Source organism: Streptomyces pseudogriseolus (assembly GCA_002154585.1).
GTDB lineage: Bacteria > Actinomycetota > Actinomycetes > Streptomycetales > Streptomycetaceae > Streptomyces > Streptomyces pseudogriseolus.
Genome location: MUNG01000144.1, coordinates 1 through 8411, shown reverse-complemented (window position 1 = coordinate 8411; position 8411 = coordinate 1). Strand labels below are relative to the sequence as shown.

Here is an 8411-nt window from a genome sequence, read left to right as displayed (position 1 = left end):
GCCCCCGCCGACCCCGACCGCCCCGAGGAGCTCTGGAAGGCGCTCGACCGAGGTGAGGACCCCACCGGCGCCTGAGCCCCGGGCAACCCGCCCACCGCCGACCCCGGCGCACGGCGGCCCGGCGTGTGCGGGACAATGGGGACGAGCGTCCCGCTCACCCACGCACACGGCAACGAGGAGCAAGCAATGGCGGGCAGCAGCCACGGTCACACCCCGGCCGCCTGGACCGGTGTCATCATCGCCTTCATCGGTTTCTGCGCCGCGGGCGCGTTCATGGTGATGGACCAGCCCGTGGGCTTCTGGGCCGGTCTGGGCGTCGTCCTCCTCGGCGGCGTGGTCGGCGCCGTCATGCGCTCGATGGGGCTCGGCCAGCCCAAGAGCGACCACCCGGTGCACGCGACCACCGGCGACCGCGAGCCGGCCCGCGCCCAGGGCTGAGCCCCGCGGACCACTCCGTACGGGGGCGGCGGCCGGCCGTGAGCCGGAGCCGCCCCCGCGGCGTGTCCGGGGGACAATGCCTCCCGTGAACGCCCCGAGCCCCCACGCGGTCCCCGGCCGGGCGGCCCGCCTTGCCGCCCCCGCCGGACTGCTCGCCGCCGTGACCGCCGCCTTCGCCTACGTCGCCGCCGTCGACCCCAACGAGCCCGGCCACTACCCCGTCTGCCCCCTGCTGCACCTCACCGGCCTGTACTGCCCCGGCTGCGGCGGCCTGCGCAGCGCCCACGCCGTCGCCCACGGCGACCTGGCGGCCGCCCTCCAGGCCAACGCCCCCGCCGTCCTCGGCTACGCGGCCTTCGCCGTGCTGTGGACCGTCTGGGTGGTCCACGCGGTCCGCGGCCGCCCCCTGCGCCTCGACCCCCCGCCCGCGGTGCTGTGGACGGCGGGCACCCTGCTGCTGGCCTTCACGGTGCTCCGGAACACGCCGTTCGGGGGCTGGCTGCACCCCTGACGGTCCTAGGTGATCGTCCAGGTGCTGGACGTGGCGGCGGCCGGATGCGGGGCATTCGCCCTGCTCCGGATACCATCGCAGGGACCAGCCAAGCCCGACCGTCAGGAAGGGGGCCGCTCGCGTGAGTGTGCTCGACGAGATCATCGACGGAGTCCGTGCCGACCTCGCGGAGCGGCAGGCGCGCGTCAGCCTCGACGAGCTCAAGGAGCGCGCCGCCAAGGCGCCCGCCGCCAAGGACGGCGTGGCCGCCCTGCGCGGCGACGGCGTCAAGGTGATCTGCGAGGTCAAGCGCTCCAGCCCGTCCAAGGGCGCGCTCGCCGCGATCGCCGACCCGGCGGGCCTCGCCGCCGACTACGAGGCGGGCGGCGCCGCCGTCATCTCCGTCCTCACCGAGCAGCGCCGCTTCGGCGGTTCGCTGGCCGACCTGGAGGCCGTCCGCGCCAAGGTCGACATCCCGGTGCTGCGCAAGGACTTCATCGTCACGTCGTACCAGCTCTGGGAGGCCCGCGCGTACGGCGCCGACCTGGCGCTGCTGATCGTGGCCGCCCTGGAGCAGTCCGCCCTGGAGTCGCTCATCGAGCGCGCCCAGTCCATCGGCCTCACCCCGCTGGTCGAGGTGCACGACGAGGACGAGGTGGAGCGGGCCGTCGACGCCGGCGCCAAGGTCATCGGCGTCAACGCGCGCAACCTCAAGACCCTCGAGGTCGACCGCGGCACCTTCGAGCGGGTCGCCCCCGAGATCCCGCCCCACCTGGTGAAGGTCGCCGAGTCCGGCGTGCGCGGCCCGCACGACCTGATCGCCTACGCCAACGCCGGGGCGGACGCCGTCCTGGTCGGCGAGTCCCTGGTCACCGGCAAGGACCCGAAGACGGCGGTCGCCGACCTGGTCGCCGCCGGCGAACACCCGGCCCTCCGGCACGGCCGCTGAGACCTCGTTAGGCTGACCCCCGATGACGCTCTCCCGACTCGCCCGAGGCTGCCGCCCCCGCGGCTGCCGCGCCCCCGCCCGCCGGGTGCACGGCCGCAGGGTCCGCTACGTCATCGGCGACGAACCGGGCCAGGTGAACGGCCGACGATGGCAGCGCCCCTTCAGGGGCGCGGGACTCTGTCAGATGTGCGGCTACCGCCGCGTGTGCGCGACAAGCCACAACGGGCCCGCAGCGGCCTGACAGCCCCGCCCCCACGGCGAACAGTGTCTTTTCAACACTCACCGTGAGGTACACCCATGCCCAGCACCTTCTTCATCCCCGACCCGGAGGGTCAACTCCCCACCACCGACGGCTACTTCGGGGCGTTCGGCGGTAAGTTCATCCCCGAGGCCCTCGTCGCCGCCGTCGACGAGGTCGCCGTCGAGTACGACAAGGCCAAGCACGACCCCGAGTTCGCCCGCGAGCTCGACGACCTCCTGGTCAACTACACCGGCCGCCCCAGCGCCCTCACAGAGGTCCCCCGTTTCGCGGAGCACGCCGGCGGAGCACGGATCTTCCTCAAGCGCGAGGACCTGAACCACACCGGCTCGCACAAGATCAACAACGTGCTGGGCCAGGCCCTCCTCACCAAGCGCATGGGCAAGACCCGCGTCATCGCCGAGACCGGCGCCGGACAGCACGGCGTGGCCACCGCCACCGCCTGCGCCCTGTTCGGCCTCGAGTGCACGATCTACATGGGCGAGATCGACACCCGGCGCCAGGCCCTCAACGTGGCCCGGATGCGCATGCTCGGCGCCGAGGTCATCGCCGTGAAGTCCGGCAGCCGCACCCTGAAGGACGCCATCAACGAGGCGTTCCGCGACTGGGTCGCCAACGTCGACCGCACGCACTACCTCTTCGGCACCGTCGCCGGCCCGCACCCCTTCCCGGCGATGGTCCGCGACTTCCACCGCGTCATCGGCGTCGAGGCCCGCCGCCAGCTCCTGGAGCGCGCCGGGCGCCTGCCCGACGCGGCCGTCGCCTGCGTCGGCGGCGGCTCCAACGCCATCGGCCTGTTCCACGCCTTCATCCCGGACGCGTCCGTCCGCCTGATCGGCTGCGAACCGGCCGGACACGGCATCGAGACCGGCGAGCACGCCGCCACCCTCACCGCGGGCGAGCCCGGCATCCTGCACGGCTCCCGCTCCTACGTCCTCCAGGACGACGAGGGCCAGATCACCGAGCCGTACTCGATCTCCGCCGGCCTGGACTACCCGGGCATCGGCCCCGAGCACGCCCACCTCAAGGACAGCGGACGCGGCGAGTACCGCGCCGTCACCGACGACGCCGCCATGCAGGCCCTGCGCCTGCTGTCGCGCACCGAGGGCATCATCCCGGCCATCGAGTCCGCGCACGCCCTGGCCGGCGCCCTGGAGGTCGGCAGGGAGCTGGGCAAGGACGGGCTGATCGTCGTCAACCTGTCCGGGCGCGGCGACAAGGACATGGACACCGCGGCCCGCTACTTCGGGCTGTACGACACGGACGCCGAGGTCGCCGCCGACGAGGCCGGCACCACCGCCGAGATCGAGGGGGACGCCAAGTGAGCGGGAACGTACGGCTGCTGGAGGACACCCTCGCCGCGGCGAAGGCGGAGGGCCGCTCCGCCCTCATCGCCTACCTCCCGGCCGGCTTCCCGACCGTGGACGGCGGCATCGAGGCGGTCAAGGCGGCCCTGGAGGGCGGCGCGGACGTCGTCGAGGTGGGGCTGCCGCACAGCGACCCGGTGCTCGACGGCCCGGTCATCCAGACCGCCGACGACATCGCCCTGCGCGGCGGCGTGCGCATCGTCGACGTGATGCGCACGGTGCGCGAGGCGCACGAGGCCACCGGCAAGCCGATCCTCGTCATGACCTACTGGAACCCCATCGACCGCTACGGCGTGGAGCGGTTCACCGCCGAGCTGGCGGAGGCGGGCGGCGCCGGCTGCATCCTGCCCGACCTGCCGGTCCAGGAGTCCGCGCTGTGGCGGGAGCACGCCGAGAAGCACGGGCTGGCCACGGTCTTCGTGGTCGCGCCCAGCAGCAAGGACGCGCGGCTCGCCGAGATCACCGCGGCGGGCAGCGGCTTCGTCTACGCCGCCTCCCTGATGGGCGTCACGGGCACCCGTGAGTCGGTCAGTTCGCAGGCCGAGGACCTGGTGCGGCGCACCCGCGCCACCACCGACATCCCCGTCTGCGTCGGACTCGGCGTCTCCAACCCGGCGCAGGCCGCGGAGGTCGCCCGGTTCGCCGACGGGGTGATCGTCGGCTCGGCCTTCGTCAAGCGGATGCTGGACGCGCCCGACGCCGCGGCGGGCGTCGAGGCGGTCCGGGCCCTCGCCGGGGAGCTCGCCGAGGGCGTGCGCGGACGGGTGTGACCGCACCGGCGGGCCGTCGGGGTCCCTCGTACGGGTGGACCTGGGACCGGGGAGGCGCTGGGCGCCTCCCCGGTTCGTTCTGCGGGGTGTGAGCGAGAAGAACCGTGAGGGAAAGCGCACCGCCCGGGAGCGGCTGGCGGCAGAGCGCGAGAAGCAGAAGACGGCGGAGAAGCGGCGCCGCACCCTGGTCGTGGGCGCGAGCGTGGTCTGCGTCCTGGGGCTCGCGGCCGTGATCGGCGTCGTCGCCGCCAACTCCGGCGGGGACGACGAGAGCAAGGCGTCCGGCCCGGTCGTGGCGCCCTCGGGGGCCCAGGGCCAGGACGGACTGGCCATCCCGGTGGGCAAGGAGGGTGCCAAGGCCACCCTCACGGTGTGGGAGGACTTCCGCTGCCCCGCCTGCAAGTCCTTCGAGCAGACCTACCGCCCGACGCTGAACGAGCTGACCGAGGCGGGCAAGCTCAAGGTCGAGTACCACCTGGTCACGCTGATCGACGGCGGCCTCGGCGGCAGCGGCTCGCTGAGCGCGGCCAACGCCGCCGCGTGCGCCCAGGACGCCGGGAAGTTCACCCCGTACCACGACGTGCTGTTCGAGAACCAGCCGGTGGAGAGCGACGACGCCTTCTCCGACGACGCCAAACTGATCGACCTGGCGGGCAAGGTCGACGGGCTCGACACCCCCGAGTTCCGCACCTGTGTCGAGGACGGCACGCACGACAGCTGGGTGGTCAAGTCCAACGAGGCCTTCCAGAAGGGCGGCTTCAGCGGCACCCCGACGGTGCTGTTCGAAGGGCAGAACATCTACCAGGACCGTTCCATGACCCCCGAGAAGTTCAAGCAGATGGTCGAGGACGCGAACAAGTCCTAGCGGACGCGTCCCCGAGAGGCCTGTTATGGAGCCGTAGCCGGGCTGCCCGCCGTGCGGGCGGTCCGGCACGGTAGCGTCGGTCCTGCCATGGAACTTGCCTACATTCCCAGCCCGTCGAGCGGGGTGCTGTACCTCGGCCCCGTTCCGCTGCGCGGCTACGCGTTCTGCATCATCATCGGCGTCTTCGTTGCCGTCTGGCTCGGCAACAAGCGCTGGATCGCCCGGGGCGGGCGGGCCGGCACAGTGGCGGACATCGCTGTCTGGGCCGTGCCGTTCGGCCTGGTCGGCGGCCGGCTCTACCACGTGATCACGGACTACCAGCTGTACTTCAGCGAGGGCCGTGACTGGGTGGACGCCTTCAAGATCTGGGAGGGCGGCCTCGGCATCTGGGGCGCCATCGCCCTGGGCGCGCTCGGCGCGTGGATCGGCTGCCGCCGCCGCGGCATCCCGCTGCCCGCGTACGCCGACGCCATCGCCCCCGGCATCGCCCTCGCGCAGGCCATCGGCCGCTGGGGCAACTGGTTCAACCAGGAGCTGTACGGCCGGGCCACCGACCTGCCGTGGGCGGTGGAGATCACCTCCTCCTCCGACGGCCGGATGCCGGGCACCTACCACCCGACGTTCCTCTACGAGTCGCTGTGGTGCATCGGCGTGGCGCTGCTGGTGATCTGGGCCGACCGGCGCTTCACGCTCGGCCACGGCCGCGCCTTCGCGCTGTACGTCGCCGGGTACTGCACGGGCCGCTTCTGGATCGAGTACATGCGGGTCGACGAGGCGCACCACATCCTCGGCCTGCGGCTCAACAACTGGACGGCGCTCCTGGTCTTCCTGCTGGCGGTGCTCTACATCGTGCTGTCGGCGCGCAAGCGTCCGGGCCGCGAGGCCGTCGTCGAGCCGGGCGCGCCCGACGGCGACGCCGCGGCGGCCGACGGGAAGAAGACCGACGGCGACGCGGCCGGCGCGGCGGACGCCTCCGACGAGGACGCGAAGCCGGACGCCGCCACGGACACCGACGCCCCCGAGAAGCCCGGGAAGCCGGAGAAGCCCGGGAAGCCCGGGAAGCCCGGGAAGCTCGAGAAGGCGGAGAAGTCCGGCGAGCCGGAGGCGGCCGAGGAGCCGGAGGGGTCCAAGGACGGGGCCGGCTCGGCCAAGCAGGGCTGACCGCCCGCCGTCCACGTGCCGAGGGCGCCCGGGAGCATCCCGGGCGCCCTCGGCACGTCCGGGGCGTCCTGCCCCGTCACCGCTTGTGCGCCAGCGCGAGCGTCCGGTGCGCCGCCGTCACCACCGCCGCGTCCACGAACGTGCCGTCCGGCAGCGCCTGCGCGCCCTGCGTGCCGGCCGCCGCCTTGAGGACCGTCTCCGCCTGCTCGATCTCCCGCTCCGTGGGCAGATAGGCGCGCTCGATGACCGGGAGCTGACGCGGATGGATCGCCGCCCTGCCCAGGAAGCCCAGGGCGCGCCCTCGCAGGCAGGACGCCTCCAGGCCCTCCAGGTCGCGGATGTCCGGGTGCACGGACTGGGCGGGCGGGGCCAGTCCCGCCGCGCGCGCCGCGACCACCACCCGCGCCCGGCACCAGTCGAGACCGGCGTCCTCACGCATCCCCAGATCGGCCATCAGGTCCGCCTCCCCGAGCGCGATGCCGCGCAGCGCCGGGTGGGCGGTGGCCACGGCGTGGGCGTGCTCGACGCCCAGGGCGGTCTCCAGCAGGGCGTACAGGGGCGGGGAGCCGCCCCGTGCGGAGACGGCCCGGCGCGCGACCCGCACCACGTCGGACGGGGCGGAGACCTTCGGCAGCCGCAGCCCCGACAGGCCCGGCGCGGGGGCCAGCGCCGCCACGTCGGCCGGACCCCAGGGCCCGCCGAGGGCGTTGACGCGGACGTGCACCGGCACCGGCTGCGGGTCGCGCAGCAGCTCGGCGGTGGCCGCCCGGGCGTACGCCTTGCGGTCCGGCGCGACCGCGTCCTCCAGGTCGACCACCACCACGTCCGCCCCGGCCGCCAGCGCCTTCGCCACCACGTCGGGGCGGTCGCCGGGGGCGTACAGCCAGGTCAGCGGGACCCTGCTCACAGGGCGCCCTCCGCGCGCAGCTCGGCCAGGTCGGCCGGGGTGAGCCCCAGCCCGGTCAGCACCTCTTCGGTGTCCGCGCCGTGCGGGCGGCCCGCCCAGCGGATCGACCCCGGGGTGGCGGAGAGCCGGAACAGCACGTTCTGCATGCGCAGCGGGCCCAGCTCCGGGTCGTCGACGGTGGTGACGGTGGAGAGGGCCTGGTACTGCGGGTCCTCCATGACGTCCCGTACGTCCTGGACCGGGGCGACGGCCGCCTCCGCCTTCTCGAACGCGGCCAGCACGTCGGCGCGGGTGTGCCGGGCGATCCAGCCGCCGACCGCGTCGTCCAGCACGTCGGCGTGCCGGGCCCGGCCCTCGCCGGTGACGAACCAGGGCGCGTCGATCAGGTCCGGGCGGCCCACCAGGACCATCACCCGCTCGGCGATCGACTGGGCGGAGGTGGAGACGGCGACCCAGGTGCCGTCGGCGGTGCGGTAGGTGCCGCGCGGGGCGTTGTTCTGCGACCGGTTGCCGGTGCGCGGCTGGACGTGACCGAGCTGGTCGTACCAGGTGGGGTGCGGGCCGAGCACGGCCAGGATCGGCTCGATCAGCGCCATGTCGACGACCTGCCCCTCGCCCGTGCGGTCGCGGGCCGCGAGCGCCGTCATGATCGCGTACGCAGTGGTGAGGCCCGCGATCGAGTCGGCGAGCCCGAACGGCGGCAGCGTCGGGGGCGCGTCCGGCTCGCCGGTGAGCGCGGCGAAGCCGCTCATCGCCTCGGCGAGGGTGCCGAAGCCCGGCCGGTGCGCGTACGGGCCGAACTGGCCGAAGCCGGTGACGCGGGCCAGCACCAGCCGGGGGTTGACCGCGGACAGCTCGGGCCAGCCCAGGTCCCACTTCTCCAGGGTGCCGGGGCGGAAGTTCTCCACGACCACGTCGGCGGTGCGGACCAGGCGCAGCAGGGTGGTCCGGCCGCCCGGCGTGGACAGGTCCAGGGTGACGGTGCGCTTGTTGCGGCCGAGCACCTTCCACCACAGCCCGACGCCGTCCTTGGACGGGCCGTGGCCACGCGAGGGGTCGGGCCGGCGGGGGTGTTCGATCTTGACGACGTCGGCGCCGAAGTCGCCGAGCAGGGTGGCCGCGAGGGGACCGGCGAAGAGCGTCGCGAGGTCCAGGACGCGCAGGCCGGTCAGCGGGGGAGCGGCAGGATCGGGGGTGGGCGCGGC

General features: G+C 74.1%; 10 protein-coding genes and 1 pseudogene. 9 read left to right on the top strand and 2 right to left on the bottom strand.

Annotated elements, in window-relative coordinates; translation table 11 throughout:
- From CCN29_RS34910 to lgt, 9 genes and pseudogenes are all read left to right on the top strand, one after another.
- Positions 1 to 75, top strand: a pseudogene (locus tag CCN29_RS34910) (TIGR02234 family membrane protein); the annotation flags it as partial.
- A gap of 111 nt (positions 76 to 186) precedes the next feature.
- Positions 187 to 438, top strand: a complete 252-nt coding sequence (locus CCN29_RS14735; protein WP_006136093.1) for an HGxxPAAW family protein — start codon at positions 187 to 189, stop codon at positions 436 to 438.
- Between the two features lie 76 nt (positions 439 to 514).
- Positions 515 to 949: a DUF2752 domain-containing protein gene (locus CCN29_RS14730; protein WP_189407909.1), complete on the top strand. Its 435-nt coding sequence runs from the start codon at positions 515 to 517 to the stop codon at positions 947 to 949.
- 121 nt (positions 950 to 1070) lie between these two features.
- Entirely contained in the window at positions 1071 to 1877 is an 807-nt protein-coding gene (gene trpC, locus CCN29_RS14725; RefSeq protein ID WP_006136091.1) for an indole-3-glycerol phosphate synthase TrpC, read from the top strand.
- 22 nt (positions 1878 to 1899) lie between these two features.
- Positions 1900 to 2118 carry a tryptophan biosynthesis modulator TrpM gene (trpM, locus tag CCN29_RS14720; protein ID WP_078592385.1) on the top strand — a complete coding sequence of 73 codons (219 nt, stop codon included), beginning with the start codon at positions 1900 to 1902 and terminating at the stop codon, positions 2116 to 2118.
- Positions 2119 to 2174: 56 nt separating this feature from the next.
- Positions 2175 to 3461 (top strand): tryptophan synthase subunit beta, encoded by a 1287-nt coding sequence (gene trpB, locus CCN29_RS14715; RefSeq protein ID WP_006136090.1) that lies wholly within the window; start codon positions 2175 to 2177, stop codon positions 3459 to 3461.
- Positions 3458 to 4273, top strand: a complete 816-nt coding sequence (gene trpA / locus CCN29_RS14710) for a tryptophan synthase subunit alpha (RefSeq protein WP_086682373.1) — start codon at positions 3458 to 3460, stop codon at positions 4271 to 4273. Before trpB ends, trpA begins: the two co-directional genes overlap by 4 nt.
- 88 nt (positions 4274 to 4361) lie before the next feature.
- On the top strand, positions 4362 to 5138 hold the full coding sequence (locus CCN29_RS14705; RefSeq protein WP_006136088.1) for a DsbA family protein: 777 nt from the start codon (positions 4362 to 4364) through the stop codon (positions 5136 to 5138).
- Between the two features lie 87 nt (positions 5139 to 5225).
- Positions 5226 to 6299 carry a prolipoprotein diacylglyceryl transferase gene (lgt, locus tag CCN29_RS14700; RefSeq protein ID WP_086682371.1) on the top strand — a complete coding sequence of 358 codons (1074 nt, stop codon included), beginning with the start codon at positions 5226 to 5228 and terminating at the stop codon, positions 6297 to 6299.
- Positions 6300 to 6375: 76 nt separating this feature from the next.
- Here the strand turns inward: lgt and CCN29_RS14695 are convergent, their stop codons facing one another.
- Both CCN29_RS14695 and CCN29_RS14690 read right to left on the bottom strand, forming a co-directional pair.
- Entirely contained in the window at positions 6376 to 7206 is an 831-nt protein-coding gene (locus tag CCN29_RS14695) for an HpcH/HpaI aldolase/citrate lyase family protein (protein ID WP_006136086.1), read from the bottom strand.
- Positions 7203 to 8411: CaiB/BaiF CoA transferase family protein (locus tag CCN29_RS14690; RefSeq protein WP_442538378.1), on the bottom strand; the 1209-nt coding region annotated here is incomplete at its 5' end. The genes CCN29_RS14695 and CCN29_RS14690, both read right to left, overlap by 4 nt.